Consider the following 13,740-nt stretch of genomic DNA (forward strand, 5'->3'; position numbering starts at 1 on the left):
CCCCAAGACACTGGAACCGATGATGCTATTCGTCCGACCGGCAAGACTCTCCGATCTCGACGCGCTCGAACGGATGGCGCGCGCGGCGCACCCCGTGCTGCACTCGCTGCCGCGCGACCGGCGCGCACTCGAAACGCGCGTCGCGCTCTCTGAAGATTCGTTTCGCGCGGAAGTCGATTTTCCGGGCGAGGAGTTTTATCTCTTCGTGCTCGAAGACTCGGAGACGGGCGCGCTGCACGGCACGTCGAGCATCGTGGCATCGGCGGGGTATTCGGAGCCGTTCTACGCGTTTCGCAACGACGCGCTGATCCACGCGTCGCGCGAACTGAAGGTGAACCGCAAGATCCACGCCCTCACGATGTCGCATGAACTGACGGGCAAGAGCCGTCTGACGGGCTTCTACATCGATCCCGCCCTGCGCGACGAAGCCAGCCAGGACGCGGCGGCGCATCTGCTGTCGCGGGCACGCATGCTGTACATCGCGGCGAACCGCAAGCGCTTCTCGAACGAAGTGTTCTCGCTGATGCTCGGCGTCACCGACGATGCGGGCGTCTCGCCGTTCTGGGAAGCGGTCGGCCGGAAGTTCTTCGGGCGCGACTTCGAGCAGGTCGAGCTGGAGTCGGGTGGGCGCAGCCGCACGTTCATCGCGGAGGTGATGCCGAGCTATCCGCTCTACGTGCCGCTCCTGCCGGCTGAAGCACAACGCGTGCTGGGCGAGCCGGCCGAAGGCGCGCTGCTCGCCTACGACATCCATCTGGAAGAAGGCTTCGAGCCGGACCGTTTCGTCGATATCTTCGATGCCGGCCCGGTGCTGACCATCGCGGTGGAACGCAGCGCGTCGGTCACGACCAACGAGATGCGCACGGTGTACGAAGGCGCGGCGCCGTCGGGCACGCAGTATCTGGTGGCGGCGGGCGGTGCGCATTCGTTTCGCTGCGCGCTCGCGACGCTGCCGCCCACGCGTGCCGATGGCGCGACGCTCACCGCGCCGATGCGCGAGGCGCTCGGCGTCAACGAAAAGGATACGGTGCGTTGCGTGCCGTTGCATCTGGCCTCGGGAGAAATGCAATGATCGTCGTGCGCTGCGTGCAGCCCGGGGACGTCGATGCGCTCGTCGCGCTCGCCCACGAGACCGGTCCCGGACTCACCACCTTCAAGCCCGATCGCGATGCGCTGGCGGCTCGCGTCGAACGCGCGCGCCGCACGCTTGCGGGCACCGCCGAGCCTTACGAAGCAGGCTACTTCTTCGTGATGGAAGACACGGCGACGGGCGATGTCGCGGGCGTCTGCGGCATCGAGACAGAAGTCGGGCTCGAACAGCCGTTCTACAACTATCGCGTATCGACGGTCGTGCATGCGAGCAAGGACCTGGGCGTGTGGACGAAAATGTCACTGCTCAACATCTCGCACGACCTGACGGGCTATGCCGAAGTGTGTTCGCTCTTCCTCAGCCCGCGTTATCGCACGGCGGGTGTCGGCGGGTTGCTGTCGCGCTCGCGTTTCATGTTCATCGCGCAGTTTCGCGAGCGCTTTCCGCAGCGGTTGTGCGCGGAATTGCGCGGCCATTTCGACGAGCGCATCGAGTCGCCGTTCTGGAACGCGGTGGGCTCGCACTTCTACCAGATCGGTTTCAACGAAGCCGACTATCTCAGCTCGCACGGCAAGAAGTCGTTCCTCGCCGAGCTGATGCCGCGCTATCCGGTGTATCTCGACCTGCTTCCTGAAGAAGCGCAGAAGGTGGTCGGCGTGACGCACAAGGACACGGCGCCCGCGCGCAAGATGCTCGAAGCCGAGGGCCTGCGGTACGAGAACCACGTCGATATCTTCGATGCGGGTCCCGTGCTCGAATGCCACGTCGCCGACTTGCGCACGGTGCGCGAGAGCGTGCTGGTTGCGGTACGCATCGGCGAGCGTGCTCAGGAAACGGAGGCGCGCAGCCTCGTATCGAATACATCGCTCGACGATTTCCGCGTCGGCGCAACGATGGGTGCGCCGGAGGACGGCACGTTCCTGCTTACCGCCGACGAAGCCGCCGCGCTGCGCGTGAAAGAAGGCGACACGGTGCGCGTGCTCGCGTCGCAACCGCGCGTGAAGAATGCCGCCTGACACAAACTGAGAAAGCACATGAAACTCCCGAATCAGCTTTACATCGATGGAGCGTGGATCGAAGGCCGTGGCGCGTCGTTCGCCTCGCGCAATCCCGCAACCGACGAACGCGTGTGGGAAGGCAAGAGCGCCGATGCATCCGACGTCGACCGCGCTGTGTCCGCCGCGCGCCATGCGTTTGTCGCGTGGTCGGCGCTGCCGTTCGACGAACGCGTCGGCATCGCGCGGAAGTTCGCCACGCTGCTCAACGACAACAAGGAAGCGCTCGCGAACGCGATCGGCCGTGAGACCGGCAAGCCGCTGTGGGAAGCGCGCGCCGAAGTGGCGACGATGGCCGCGAAGGTCGAGATCTCCGTGCAGTCGTATAACGAACGCACCGGCGAAAAGCGCGCGCCCATGGCGGATGGCGTCGCGGTGCTGCGGCATCGTCCGCATGGTGTCGTCGCCGTGTTCGGACCGTACAACTTTCCCGGTCACTTGCCGAACGGCCACATCGTGCCCGCGCTGATAGCGGGCAACGCGGTCGTGTTCAAGCCGTCGGAACTGGCGCCGGGCGTGGCCGCCGCAACGGTCGACCTGTGGACGCAGGCCGGACTGCCCGCCGGCGTGCTGAACCTCGTGCAGGGCGAGAAGGACACGGGCGTCGCGCTCGCGAATCACCGGCAGATCGACGGTCTCTTCTTCACCGGCAGCTCGGACACTGGCACGCTGCTGCACAAGCAATTCGGCGGACGCCCGGAGATTGTGCTCGCGCTGGAGATGGGCGGCAACAATCCGCTGGTCGTCGCGCAGGTCGAGGACATCGATGCGGCCGTGCATCACACGATCCAGTCGGCGTACCTGTCGGCGGGGCAGCGCTGCACATGCGCGCGACGCCTCTTCGTTCCAGACGATGCGTTCGGCGAGCGCTTCATGGCGCGCTTCACGGAAGTGACGTCGAACATCCAGTACGGTGCATTCGATGCCGATCCGCAGCCGTTCATGGGCGCGGTGGTCTCGGCGCGCGCGGCGGCGAAACTCGTCGCGGCGCAGGCGCAACTGATCGAACTAGGCGCGGTGGCCGTGCTTGAGATGAAACAGCGCGACGCGCGTCTCGGCCTGGTCTCGCCCGCGATCCTCGATGTGACGAACGCGCGCGACGTCCCCGACGAGGAGCACTTCGGACCGATGGTGCAGGTCACACGCTACAAGTCGTTCGATGAAGCCATCGAGCGCGCGAACGATACCGCGTACGGCCTCTCCGCCGGTCTCCTCGCCGACGACGAAGCCGCCTGGACGCACTTCCAGCGCACGATCCGCGCGGGCATCGTCAACTGGAACCGGCCGACCAATGGCGCATCGTCGGCGGCGCCGTTCGGCGGCATCGGACGCTCGGGGAACCAGCGGCCGAGCGCATACTACGCAGCCGACTACTGCTCGTATCCGATGGCTTCCGTCGAAAGCGCGCAATTGCAGATGCCCGCGAGCGTCTCGCCCGGCCTCACATTCTGAAGACCACGGACTGGCAAGGATTCACGATGCAAGCATTCGAAGCGAACTTCGACGGGCTCGTCGGCCCGACGCACAACTACGCGGGCCTGTCGTTCGGCAATGTCGCGTCGCGCAACAACGAGAAGTCGGTGGCGAATCCGAAGGCCGCGGCGAAGCAGGGCTTGCGCAAGATGAAGCAGCTCGCGGATCTCGGTTTTCATCAGGGCGTGCTGCCGCCGCTGGAACGGCCATCGCTGAAGTTGCTGCGAGAACTGGGCTTCACCGGCAGCGACGCAAGTGTGATCGAACGCGCCGCGCGCGAGGCGCCCGAACTGCTCGCGGCGGCGAGTTCGGCATCGGCGATGTGGACCGCCAACGCGGCGACCGTGAGTCCTTCGGCGGATACGTCGGACGAGCGCGTGCACTTCACGCCGGCCAATCTCGCGAGCAAGCTGCATCGCGCGATCGAGCACGGCGAGACGCGCCGCTCGCTCTCGGCGATCTTCGCCGACGAAGCGCGCTTCCGCATTCATCACGCGTTGCCGGGCACGCCGGCGCTCGGTGACGAAGGCGCCGCGAACCACACGCGTTTCTGCAGCGAGTACGGGGCGCGGGGCGTCGAATTTTTCGTGTATGGCCGTAGCGAATATGGTCAGGGTCCGCAGCCGCAGCGCTATCCGGCACGACAGACGCTCGAAGCGAGCCGCGCGGTCGCGCGCCTGCACGGCTTAGGCGAACGCTCGACCGTCTTCGCGCAGCAGCTTCCCGACGTGATCGATGCCGGCGTCTTTCACAACGACGTGATCGCGGTCGGCAATCGTGAGACGCTGTTCTGCCATCAGCGCGCGTTCCTCGACCAGCCGAAGGTCTACGACGAACTACGCATGAAGCTCGACGCGCAGGGCGCGAAGTTCACCGCGATCGAAGTGCCGGAAGACGAGGTGGGCGTCGCGGATGCGGTCTCGTCGTATCTGTTCAACAGCCAGCTGCTGACCGGCGCCGATGGCCGTCAGGTACTCGTCGTGCCGCAGGAATGCCGCGAGAACGCGCGCGTCGCGAAGTATCTCGATTCGCTCGGCGCGCGCTCGACGCCGATCGACGAAGTGCTTGTCTTCGATTTGCGCGAGAGCATGAAGAACGGCGGCGGCCCGGCGTGTTTGCGTTTGCGCGTCGTGCTGAACGACGCCGAACGCGCGGCCGTGAACCCGGGAGTGTGGATGAACGACACGCTGTTCGCGCACCTCGACGCGTGGATCGATACGCACTATCGCGACCAGCTCGCGCCCGCCGATCTCGCGGACCCGCAACTGCTCGACCAGTCGCGCACGGCGCTCGACGAACTGACGACGATCCTCCGCCTCGGGTCGATCTATGACTTTCAGCGCTGAGGGCGCCATGCTCGCCGATTTCCTCACGTTCGTGCTCGACGGAAGGCGTCCCGCATTGAGCGAAGGCGTCGCGCCTTCTGGCGTGCGCTGGACGTGGCTCGGCGACGGCATCCTCTGCCTCGAACCACAACACGACGCGACGCATAGCGTGATCGCCTCCGCAGGCGTGCACGGCGACGAAACCGCCCCGATCGAAATCCTCTCGACGCTAGTCTCGGACATCGCGAGCGGCGCGGCGAAGCTGACCGCGCGCGTGCTCGTGATCCTCGGCAACATCGCGGCGATGCGGATCGCCGATCGCTATCTCGACGACGACCTCAACCGCCTTTTCAACGGCCGTCACCTGGCGCTGCCGTCGAGCCGCGAAGCGCCGCGCGCCGCCGAACTCGAAGCGGCTGCGCTCGCGTTCTTCGCCGATGTCACGCATCCGAAGTGGCACATCGACATGCACACGGCGATCCGCGCATCGGTGTTCGAGCAGTTCGCACTCTTGCCGCACACGGGCGCGCCGCTCGCCCGCGCGATGTTCGACTGGTTGCGCGACGCGCAACTGGAGGCGGTGCTGCTGCATCGCGAGAAATCGAACACGTTTACGCATTTCACCGCCGAGCGCGCGGGCGCGTCGTCGTGTACGTTGGAACTCGGGAAGGTGCGGCCGTTCGGACAGAACGATCTCGCGCGCTTCGCCGCATCGGATCGTGCGTTGCGCCGGTTGATCGCGGGAGAGGTGGCCGTCGATGCTGAACGGCCGATACGCGTCTTCACCGTCGTCGGCCAGATCGACAAGCAGAGCGACCAGTTCGTGCTGAACGTCGCGAGCGATGTGCCGAATTTCACGCCATTCGCACGCGGCACCGAACTCGCGCGCGACGGCGAATATCGCTATCAGGTGACGCACGACGAGGAGCGCATCGTGTTCCCGAATCCGAAGGTGAAGCCGGGTTTGCGCGCGGGCTTGCTCGTCGTCGATACGACCGCGGACACGCTTGCCTCGCTCGCTTGAGCGACGCTTCGACTTGCGCGTGAGCGACACGCGCTTGCCAGTTTTTCCTGCCTGATCCCCCACGTTCCGCGGCTGCATGCCCGCTGCCGCGCGCTACAATCGCCGCCCCCCTCGTCTGTTGCGATGCATCATCGCGGCGCGTCGCGTTTGAGCCGCGATTTTTGCGCTGCGATGCTCCGTGCATGGTCGCAAGAAGGCCACGGACGAGTCGTAAAAATCACTGGAGGAAACCGAGTTGAACAATCTGTTTGGGCTGAATCACAAGGCCGCCGTTCTGGCGCTCGCCGCCAGCGCGGCATTCGGCGCGCACGCCGCCGACATGAAGGAAATGCGCTTCGGCGTCGAGGCGTCATATGCGCCGTTCGAATCGAAGTCACCGAGCGGCGAGCTGATCGGCTTCGATATCGACGTGGGCAATGCCGTCTGCGCGAAGCTGAAAGTGAAGTGCGTATGGGTCGAAAATTCGTTCGACGGCCTGATCCCGGCATTGCAGGCGCGCAAGTTCGACGGCATCAACTCGGACATGACGATCACCGACAAGCGCAAGACCGCAATCGATTTCACCGATCCGATCTACACGATCCCGAACCAGCTGGTCGCGAAGAAGGGCGGCAATGTACTTCCGACCGTCGATGGTCTGAAGGGCAAGCACGTCGGCGTGCTGCAAGGGTCGATCCAGGAGACGTACGCGAAGGCGAAGTGGGCGCCGGCCGGCGTCGATGTCCAGTCGTATCAGGCGCAGGACCAGATCTACGCGGACCTCTCGGCGGGCCGGCTCGATGCGGCGTTTCAGGATGCAGAGGCGGCGTCGAAAGGATTTTTGAAGATGCCGCAAGGCGCGGGGTTCGCGTTCGCGGGGCCGGCTGTGTCGGATGACAAGCTGCTGGGCGCGGGGGTGGGTTTCGGCGTGCGCAAGAACGACAAGGCGCTGAAGGAGGCGCTCAACCGGGCGCTGAAGGAACTGAAGGACGACGGCACGATCGACAAGCTCGCCGCCAAGTACTTCGATGTGAAGGTGGTGATGAAATAAAGCTTCGCGCGTGATCGATGGGAGCGGCCCGGTGCCAACACCGGGCCGCGTTCCTCGTCGTTTCACCTGTTCAGATCGAGTCCCGAGCCCGGTCGAGAAAAGCAAGCTCGACCTTGCATCGCAGACGGCGCTCGGCGATTACGAACAAGCAGTCGGCATGGCGCCTATAAGCCACACAGCAGCGATTCAGGCAGCGCAGGTTCCGCCACGGCTCGGCGCAGGCGCCCAAATCCAGCCACGCAGTACAATATGGGGTTACGTTACCGCGATCCGCCGGACCATCCCCCATGCCGCAGACTTCCTCCCCCATTACGCCGTCGACGGCCGCCCCCAGAGTCGGCTTCGTCTCCCTCGGCTGCCCCAAGGCCCTCGTCGATTCCGAGCAGATCATCACGCAACTGCGTGCTGAAGGCTACGAAATCTCCGGCACCTACGACGGCGCCGATCTCGTCGTCGTCAACACCTGCGGTTTCATCGACGAAGCCGTGCAGGAAAGCCTCGACGCCATCGGCGAGGCGCTGAGCGAAAACGGCAAGGTCATCGTGACCGGCTGCCTCGGCGCGAAGAAGAGCGCGAGCGGCACGGGCCTCATCGAGGAAGTGCATCCAAAGGTGCTCGCCGTCACCGGCCCGCACGCGACCAACGAAGTGATGAACGCGGTCCACACGCATCTGCCGAAACCGCACGATCCGTTCACCGACCTCGTCCCGGCCGCCGGCATCAAGCTCACGCCGCGCCACTACGCGTATCTGAAGATTTCGGAAGGGTGCAACCACCGCTGCACGTTCTGCATCATCCCGTCGATGCGCGGCGACCTCGTCTCGCGCCCGGTCGCCGACGTGATGCTCGAAGCCGAGAATCTCTTCAAGTCGGGCGTGAAGGAACTGCTCGTCATCTCGCAGGACACGAGCGCGTACGGCGTAGACGTCAAGTACCGCACCGGCTTCTGGAACGGCAAGCCGATCAAGACGCGCATGACCGACCTCGTAGGCGCGCTCGGCGAACTCGCCGCGCAGTACGGCGCGTGGGTGCGCCTGCATTACGTGTATCCGTATCCGGGCGTCGACGAAGTCATCCCGATGATGGCCGACGGCGCACTGAAGGGTCACGTCCTGCCGTATCTCGACGTGCCGTTCCAGCACGCCCACCCCGAAGTGCTGAAGCGCATGAAGCGCCCGGCGAACGCCGAGAAGGTGCTCGAGCGCGTGCAGGCGTGGCGCAAGATGTGCCCCGAGCTGACGATCCGCAGCACGTTCATCGCGGGCTTCCCGGGCGAGACGGAAGAGCAGTTCCAGACGCTGCTCGACTTCATCCGCGTGGCGGATCTGGATCGCGTGGGCTGTTTCGCGTACTCGCCGGTCGAAGGTGCGACCGCCAATGAACTCGATGGCGCGCTCCCCGACGAAGTCCGCGAGGAGCGCCGCGCGCGCTTTATGGAACTGGCAGAGGAATTGTCGGCGGCGCGCATGAAGCGCAAGGTTGGCAAGACGCTGAAGGTGCTCGTCGACGAAGTGAACGCCGACGGCGGCATCGGGCGCACGGCGGCGGACGCGCCGGAAATCGACGGCGTCGTGTACATCGCGCCGGCGACGAAGGCGTCGAAGCGCTACAAGGCGGGCGATTTCGTGTCGGTGAAAATCTCCGGCGCCGACGGCCACGATCTCTGGGGTGAGGTGTAAACATGTCCGACACGCCGCAAGTCCTCGCGCTCGGCGAGGCGATGATCGAATTCAATCAATCGACGGCCGGCGAGCCGACTTACCTGCAAGGCTTCGGCGGCGACGTGTCGAACTTCCTGATCGCGGCCTCGCGACAGGGCGCCTCGGCGGGTTTCGTGTCGGCGGTCGGGAACGACCAGTTCGGGCAGTTGCTGCTCGACCTGTGGCGCACGGAGCGCGTCGCTACGTCGACGGTTCGGATCGACGGCAACGCGCCCACCGGCGTTTATTTCGTCTCGCACGGCGCGAACGGCCATCGCTTCGATTACCTGCGCGCGGGCTCGGCGGCGAGCCGTTACGCTACGTCAGACTTGCCGCTCGACGTGATCGCCGCGGCGAAGGTCGTGCATCTGTCGGGCATCAGTCTCGCGATCGGCGTGTCGGCGTGCGACGCAGCGCTCGCCGCCATCGATTACGCGCGCAGCCACGGCGTGAGGGTGAGCTTCGATACCAATCTGCGGCTGAAGCTGTGGCCGCTCGCGCGGGCGCGCGCGGTCATGCTGGAAGCGATCCGCGCGACCGACATCTGCCTGCCGAGCTGGGACGACGTGACGGATCTCACGGGCTTGACGGACAAGGACGCCATCGTCGATTTCCTGCTCGGGCTCGGGCCGAAGGTCGTGGCGCTGAAGCTCGGCAAGGAAGGCGCGTATATCGCGACGCCGGACGAGCGGCGCGTCGTGCCGGGCCGCGTGGTGCAAGCGGTCGACGCCACCGGCGCGGGCGATTGCTTCGGCGGCGCGTTCATTGCGCGGATCGTCGCGGGCGACGATCCATTCACGGCCGCGCGCTACGCGAACGTGGCGGCGGCGCTGTCGACGCAAGGCTTCGGCGCCGTGGCTCCGATTCCGGATAGCGCGACGGTCCAACGGGCGCTGACCGAGTGATAAGATGATTAGCATCAGAAACCAATGATGGAGACAAAAAATGCAACGTGATGTCGTGGTGGTGAGCGGTGTGCGGACGGCAATCGGTGACTTCGGCGGCGCGTTGAAAGACATCGCCCCGACCGATCTCGGCGCGCGCGTCGTGCGTGAGGCGCTGTCGCGTGCGAACGTGTCGGGCGAGGATGTCGGGCACGTGGTGTTCGGCAATGTCGTCCATACGGAGCCGAAGGACATGTACCTCGCGCGCGTCGCGGCGTTGAACGGCGGCGTCGCGCAGCACGCGCCCGCGCTGACCGTCAACCGCCTGTGTGGCTCGGGATTGCAGGCGATCGTCTCGGCGGCGCAGTCGATCCTGCTCGGCGACGCTGATATCGCGATCGGCGGCGGTGCGGAAAGCATGAGCCGCGCGCCTTACATCATGCCGTCGGCGCGCTTCGGCCAGCGCATGGGCGACGCGCGCGTCATCGACATGATGCTCGGCGCGCTCAACGATCCGTTCGACAAGATCCACATGGGCGTAACGGCGGAGAACGTCGCGGGCAAGTACGGCATCACGCGCGAGGCGCAGGACGCCCTCGCGCTGGAATCGCACCGGCGCGCGGCGAACGCGATCAAGGAAGGCTACTTCAAGGACCAGATCCTGCCGATCACGATCGCCTCGAAGAAGGGCGACACCGTCTTCGATCAGGACGAACACGTCCGCCCGAACGCGACTATCGATGATTTCTCGAAACTCAAGGCCGTGTTCGCGAAGGAAAACGGCACGGTGACGGCGGGCAATGCGTCCGGCATCAACGACGCGGCCGCGGCCGTCGTGCTGATGGAGCGCAGCGTCGCGGAAAAGCGCGGCGCGAAGCCGCTCGCGCGCCTGGTCGCTTACGCGCACGCGGGCGTCGATCCGAAGTTCATGGGCATCGGCCCGGTGCCGGCGTCGAAGAAGGCGCTGGAGCGCGCGGGCCTCACCGTCGCCGACCTCGACGTGATCGAAGCCAACGAGGCGTTTGCCGCGCAGGCGTGCGCGGTCACGAATGAACTGCAGCTCGATCCGTCGAAGGTCAATCCGAACGGCTCGGGCATCTCGCTTGGCCATCCGATCGGCGCGACAGGCGCGCTCATCACGGTGAAGGCGCTGTATGAGTTGCAGCGCATCGGCGGGCGTTATGCGCTGGTGACGATGTGCATCGGCGGCGGGCAGGGCATTGCCGCGATCTTTGAGCGCGTTTGAAAGGGAACAAAAGGATGATGCAGAAGCACACGGCGGCATTGAGTCAAGCAAGACTCGGCGTGGTAGCGGCGCTTGCGGCGTTATCGCTGCTCGCGGGCTGCAACTCGCCGATGCCGCCGGGAGGCTCACCTTCGGCCGCAGCCGAAAAAGCCGACGACGTGATCGGCGCGAACAAGGCGATCGCCGCGCTCGCGCTGCCGCCCGTCAAGCCGCTCGCGCCGAACCCGGAATACGCGCGCTTTCCGCGCTATGTGGGCACGCTCGGCGGCCGTCAGGTCGAGATGAAGCTCGGCGCAAAAACTGACGAGGCGACGGGCATTCACGGCGAGTACAAGTTCGTGGGCAGCCCGTCGGTGATCCTGGTCGCGGGCGATCGCGACGGCGACGCGCTCGAAATCGAGGAATCGAACGACGGCACGCACATCACCGGCAACTGGATCGGCAAGTTCGCGGCGGATGGCAGCGTCTCGGGCGAACGCATGAACGCCGACGATTCCGACCCGCAGCCTTTCAACCTGCGTCCGGCCGTGGCGGGCGTGACCGTTCCGGCCAACCGCGAGCCGAAAGCCGCTGCGCCCTCGTTGGAACCTGCGCCGCCCGCTGTGCAAGCGCTGCCGCGCAATGCCGTCGGCGGCACGAGCAACGTGATCATCGGTGAATAGCCGGCGCGCTGTGCACCGTTGCATCGAATGAAACGTGACACGCCATCGAACTTCGTTCGATGGCGTTTTTTCTCCCAGTAATCAGAATCCATCACGCCATGACCGACTCCAGCAACAAGGCACCCGAGCGCGGACAGCAGACCCGCATCGTTCATCCCGAAGACAATCTCACGCCCGGCTTCGAGGCGTTTCCGGTGCCCGTCACGCGCGCATCGACGATCGTGTTTCCGAACCTCGCCGCGATGCGCCAGCTCGTCTGGAGCGACGACTCGCAGTGGCGCTACGGCCTGCACGGCACGCCCACGACGATCACGCTCGCGCAGCGCATAGCCGCGATCGAGGGTGGCGAACAGGCGCTGTTGCAGCCGTCGGGGTTGTCGGCGATATCGAATGTGTACTTCGGTTTCGTGAAATCGGGCGACCACGTCCTCGTACCGGACAACGCGTATTCGCCGAATCGCGAGCATGCGGACTGGCTCGCCGCCGACTACGGCATTGAAGTGACCTACTACGATCCGATGATCGGCGCGGGTATCGCAGACCTGATCAAGGGCAACACGAAGCTGATCTGGGTCGAGGCGCCCGGCTCGGTGACGATGGAAGTGCAGGACGTGCCCGCGATCGCGGCGGTGGCCCGCGCGCGCGGCATTGTCACGGCAATGGACAACACGTATTCGGCGGGGCTCGCGTTCAAGCCGTTCGAGCACGGCGTCGATATCTCGGTGCAGGCGCTCTCGAAATACCAGTCGGGCGGCAGCGACATCCTGATGGGCGCGACGATCACCGTCGAGCGCGAAATGCACATGAAGCTGAAGCGTGCGCGGATGCGTTTGGGGATCGGGGTTTCATCGGACGATTGTTCGCTCGTCTTGCGCAGCCTGCCGTCGATGACGCTGCGCTACGCCGCGCACGACCGTACCGCGCTGGCGCTGGCGCAGTGGCTGAAGGCGCGACCGGAAGTCGCGGCGGTGCTGCATCCGGCCATCGAAGACTGTCCGGGGCACGAGTTTTACAAGCGCGATTTCAAGGGCGGCGCGGGCGGGCTCTTCTCGTTCGTGTTCGACAAGCGCTACAGCGCGCAACAGGTCGATGCGTTCGTGGAAGCGCTGGAGTTGTTCGACATCGGCTGGAGCTGGGGCGGCTCGCACAGCCTCGCGATGCCTTACAGGATTGGCGCGATGCGCACCGCGGTGAAGTGGCCGCACGAGGGCGTGCTCGTGCGGTTCTTCGTCGGGCTGGAGGATGAGGCCGATTTGCGCGGAGATATCGAACGGGCGATGAGGAAGGCGTTCGCCTGAATCGCGTTCAATATGAGGGAGGCGTCAGAACAAGCGCAACAGGCCGTCGAGCCCGACGAAGTTGAAGGCTACACTTGCCGCCTCCCGCACCACGGGCTTCGCCCGAAACGCCACCGACAGCCCCGCCTCTGCCATCATCTTCAGGTCGTTGGAACCGTCGCCCATTGCGATTGCGCGCTGCGGATCGATGCCGATCGTCGCGCACGTTTCGCGCAGCGTCCGCGCCTTGACCTCGGCGTTCACGATTTCGCCGATCACCTTCCCGGTCAGTTTCCCGTCGACGATTTCGAGCGTGTTCGCGCGCGTGAAATCGAGGCCGAGGCGCGCTTTCAGCTTCCCGGTGAAAAAGGTGAAGCCGCCCGAGACGAGCAGCGTCTTCAACCCGGCCGCGCGCGCGCCCGCGAGCATCGTTTCCGCCCCCGGCGACAGTTGTAGCCGTTCCTCATAAACCCGCTCCAAAGCGCTCGCATCGAGGCCTCTCAAAAGCGCGACGCGGCGCGTCAAACTCTCGTTGAAGTCCTTGATTTCGCCGCGCATCGACGCTTCCGTGATCGCCGCGACTTCTGCCTTCAGTCCGCAAAAATCCGCAATTTCGTCGATGCATTCGATCGTGATCAGCGTCGAATCCATGTCCATCGCGACGAGGCCGAAATCCGCGAGACGCGCACCTGGCCCGACGAACGCGTAGTCGAGCGCGTGCGTGCCGCAGTACGCGTCGATGTCGGGGCGCTGCAGCGGATCGGCACCGATGAAGCGCACGAGCGTGTCGTCGGCGCGCGCGGTTTGCGTCGAGCGGGCGAGGGCGGCGAGCGGCTTGAGATGCGCGTCGGCAATCGGGGAGGGGCTTTGGACGACAAGGTTCATGGAGAGCGGCGTAAAAAAGCGTGGAGGCGAAACCATCCATTGTAATGGTGCGGACCGATGGCGGACCCGCGCGCACGGCCGCTATGATG

The 13,740-nt window shown here is 65.4% G+C and carries 12 protein-coding genes; 11 read left to right on the forward strand and 1 reads right to left on the reverse strand.

Translation table 11 applies throughout. From position 1 onward, the window contains the following. The first annotated feature begins 22 nt into the window (after positions 1–22). The 11 genes from aruF (at position 23) to AWB67_RS22980 (ending at position 12,787) form a co-directional block, all read left to right on the forward strand. Positions 23–1,072: an arginine/ornithine succinyltransferase subunit alpha gene (gene aruF, locus AWB67_RS22930; protein ID WP_087658546.1), complete on the forward strand. Its 1,050-nt coding sequence runs from the start codon at positions 23–25 to the stop codon at positions 1,070–1,072. Next, positions 1,069–2,106: an arginine N-succinyltransferase gene (gene astA, locus AWB67_RS22935; RefSeq protein WP_087658519.1), complete on the forward strand. Its 1,038-nt coding sequence runs from the start codon at positions 1,069–1,071 to the stop codon at positions 2,104–2,106. Before aruF ends, astA begins: the two co-directional genes overlap by 4 nt. Before the next feature lie 18 nt (positions 2,107–2,124). Then, positions 2,125–3,597, forward strand: coding sequence for a succinylglutamate-semialdehyde dehydrogenase (astD, locus tag AWB67_RS22940; RefSeq protein ID WP_087658520.1), 1,473 nt, complete (start codon positions 2,125–2,127; stop codon positions 3,595–3,597). 26 nt (positions 3,598–3,623) lie between these two features. Next, positions 3,624–4,964 carry an N-succinylarginine dihydrolase gene (gene astB, locus AWB67_RS22945; RefSeq protein ID WP_087658521.1) on the forward strand — a complete coding sequence of 447 codons (1,341 nt, stop codon included), beginning with the start codon at positions 3,624–3,626 and terminating at the stop codon, positions 4,962–4,964. After that, positions 4,948–5,967: a succinylglutamate desuccinylase gene (gene astE, locus AWB67_RS22950; protein ID WP_087658522.1), complete on the forward strand. Its 1,020-nt coding sequence runs from the start codon at positions 4,948–4,950 to the stop codon at positions 5,965–5,967. The genes astB and astE overlap by 17 nt, the downstream gene beginning before the upstream one ends. A gap of 244 nt (positions 5,968–6,211) precedes the next feature. Next, complete coding sequence (locus AWB67_RS22955) at positions 6,212–6,997, forward strand: ABC transporter substrate-binding protein (protein ID WP_374729843.1); 786 nt, start codon at positions 6,212–6,214, stop codon at positions 6,995–6,997. 287 nt (positions 6,998–7,284) lie between these two features. Beyond that, a complete protein-coding gene (gene rimO, locus AWB67_RS22960) occupies positions 7,285–8,676 on the forward strand; it encodes a 30S ribosomal protein S12 methylthiotransferase RimO (RefSeq protein ID WP_087658524.1) in 1,392 nt (463 codons plus the stop codon). A 2-nt stretch (positions 8,677–8,678) separates the two neighbouring features. Next, positions 8,679–9,602 (forward strand): sugar kinase, encoded by a 924-nt coding sequence (locus AWB67_RS22965; RefSeq protein WP_087658525.1) that lies wholly within the window; start codon positions 8,679–8,681, stop codon positions 9,600–9,602. Positions 9,603–9,642: 40 nt separating this feature from the next. Then, the gene (gene bktB, locus AWB67_RS22970) at positions 9,643–10,827 is read left to right on the forward strand and encodes a beta-ketothiolase BktB (RefSeq protein WP_087658526.1); all 1,185 of its coding nucleotides are present in this window, start codon (positions 9,643–9,645) and stop codon (positions 10,825–10,827) included. 17 nt (positions 10,828–10,844) lie between these two features. After that, positions 10,845–11,489 carry a hypothetical protein gene (locus tag AWB67_RS22975; protein ID WP_087658547.1) on the forward strand — a complete coding sequence of 215 codons (645 nt, stop codon included), beginning with the start codon at positions 10,845–10,847 and terminating at the stop codon, positions 11,487–11,489. A gap of 98 nt (positions 11,490–11,587) precedes the next feature. Continuing rightward, positions 11,588–12,787 carry a cystathionine beta-lyase gene (locus AWB67_RS22980; RefSeq protein ID WP_087658527.1) on the forward strand — a complete coding sequence of 400 codons (1,200 nt, stop codon included), beginning with the start codon at positions 11,588–11,590 and terminating at the stop codon, positions 12,785–12,787. A gap of 24 nt (positions 12,788–12,811) precedes the next feature. Here the strand turns inward: AWB67_RS22980 and serB are convergent, their stop codons facing one another. After that, entirely contained in the window at positions 12,812–13,651 is an 840-nt protein-coding gene (serB, locus tag AWB67_RS22985) for a phosphoserine phosphatase SerB (protein ID WP_087658528.1), read from the reverse strand. Between the last annotated feature and the right edge of the window lie 89 nt (positions 13,652–13,740).

It is taken from the genome of Caballeronia terrestris (assembly GCF_001544515.1).
GTDB lineage: Bacteria > Pseudomonadota > Gammaproteobacteria > Burkholderiales > Burkholderiaceae > Caballeronia > Caballeronia terrestris.

What these genes read in the sequence shown, in the direction of transcription:
- astA (WP_087658519.1), top strand. Translation starts at nt 1,069, where the DNA reads ATGATCGTCGTGCGCTGCGTGCAGCCCGGGGACGTCGATGCGCTCGTC.
- rimO (WP_087658524.1), top strand. Translation starts at nt 7,285, where the DNA reads ATGCCGCAGACTTCCTCCCCCATTACGCCGTCGACGGCCGCCCCCAGA.
- serB (WP_087658528.1), bottom strand. Translation starts at nt 13,651, where the DNA reads ATGAACCTTGTCGTCCAAAGCCCCTCCCCGATTGCCGACGCGCATCTC.
- AWB67_RS22965 (WP_087658525.1), top strand. Translation starts at nt 8,679, where the DNA reads ATGTCCGACACGCCGCAAGTCCTCGCGCTCGGCGAGGCGATGATCGAA.
- astE (WP_087658522.1), top strand. Translation starts at nt 4,948, where the DNA reads ATGACTTTCAGCGCTGAGGGCGCCATGCTCGCCGATTTCCTCACGTTC.
- AWB67_RS22975 (WP_087658547.1), top strand. Translation starts at nt 10,845, where the DNA reads ATGCAGAAGCACACGGCGGCATTGAGTCAAGCAAGACTCGGCGTGGTA.
- AWB67_RS22980 (WP_087658527.1), top strand. Translation starts at nt 11,588, where the DNA reads ATGACCGACTCCAGCAACAAGGCACCCGAGCGCGGACAGCAGACCCGC.
- astB (WP_087658521.1), top strand. Translation starts at nt 3,624, where the DNA reads ATGCAAGCATTCGAAGCGAACTTCGACGGGCTCGTCGGCCCGACGCAC.
- astD (WP_087658520.1), top strand. Translation starts at nt 2,125, where the DNA reads ATGAAACTCCCGAATCAGCTTTACATCGATGGAGCGTGGATCGAAGGC.
- bktB (WP_087658526.1), top strand. Translation starts at nt 9,643, where the DNA reads ATGCAACGTGATGTCGTGGTGGTGAGCGGTGTGCGGACGGCAATCGGT.
- aruF (WP_087658546.1), top strand. Translation starts at nt 23, where the DNA reads ATGCTATTCGTCCGACCGGCAAGACTCTCCGATCTCGACGCGCTCGAA.